Below are 1,005 nucleotides of genomic sequence, written 5' to 3'. Positions count from 1 at the left end.
GGGCAGCGCATTACGCTGGGCTGCAAGCTTGAGCTTGCTTGCCAGGGCAACGGCGCACATGTTGTACGTGCGCTTGTCGATATCGACGAAACCGACGTCGGMACCGCAATAGCGCGCGCAATTGGCCGACGCGACAAAGGTGTTCGGGGTGGTCCAGACAGTGTCCCCGGGTCCCACGCCAAGCGCCATGCACGCGATGTGAAGCGCAGAAGTTGCACTATTGACGGCAACTGCGTGCTCGGCCCCGACATAAGTCGCTATCGCCGATTCGAATGCCGGCACGGCCGGCCCCTGCGTCAGGAAGTCGGACTCCAGGACCGCCACTACCGCCTGGATATCTTCCGCCGAAATATCTTGCCGGCCGTATGGAATCATGCCATTGCCTTGGCGTTGAATTCACGGATTTCCTGAGGGTTCAGGAAATGCGGATTGTTGCCGGAGTTATATTCGAAGCCCTGGCTAACCTGTTCGCCCTGTTCACCCAGCGCATTGACCGTGTAGTCGATGTCCGAGTGGTGGAACTTGATCGTCGGGCGCAGAACGTAGTGATCCGAGAATTCCAACGTGAGATGGGAATCGTCGGACGGACACATGATCTCGTGGAGCTTCTCGCCCGGACGAATGCCAATCACACGGGTCGCTACGCCAGGCGCGACTGCCTCGGCCAGGTCCGTGATACGGATCGACGGGATCTTGGGCACGAAAATTTCGCCGCCATGCATCCGCTCGAAGTTCTTCAGCACGAAATCCACCCCATCTTGCAGGCTGATCCAGAAGCGAGTCATCTCTGCGTGCGTAATCGGCAGTTCCTTCTCGCCCCTCGCCAGCAGCTGCTCGAAGAAAGGCACAACCGAGCCGCGGGAGCCGACCACGTTTCCGTAGCGAACCACGGCGAACGAAGTCTGGTTGGCGCCTACCATGTTATTGGCCGCGACAAACAACTTGTCGGACGCCAGCTTGGTCGCGCCATAGAGGTTGATCGGATTGGCGGCCTTGTCGGTCGAC

Annotated in this window: 2 protein-coding genes; both read right to left on the bottom strand. The window is 59.4% G+C overall.

The genetic code is table 11. The features are described 5' to 3' along the window. Nucleotides 1-375: aminotransferase class I/II-fold pyridoxal phosphate-dependent enzyme (locus AC1DS3_RS39030; RefSeq protein WP_477129414.1), on the bottom strand; the 375-nt coding region annotated here is incomplete at its 3' end. Beyond that, the coding region (locus tag AC1DS3_RS39025; protein ID WP_477129413.1) for a polysaccharide biosynthesis protein at nt 372-1,005 on the bottom strand (634 nt) is incomplete at its 5' end. The genes AC1DS3_RS39025 and AC1DS3_RS39030, both read right to left, overlap by 4 nt.

The organism is Cupriavidus sp. 01L46 (assembly GCF_056399905.1).
The sequence above is the reverse complement of the archived record's forward strand: the minus strand, read 5'-3'. Positions and strand labels throughout refer to the sequence as shown.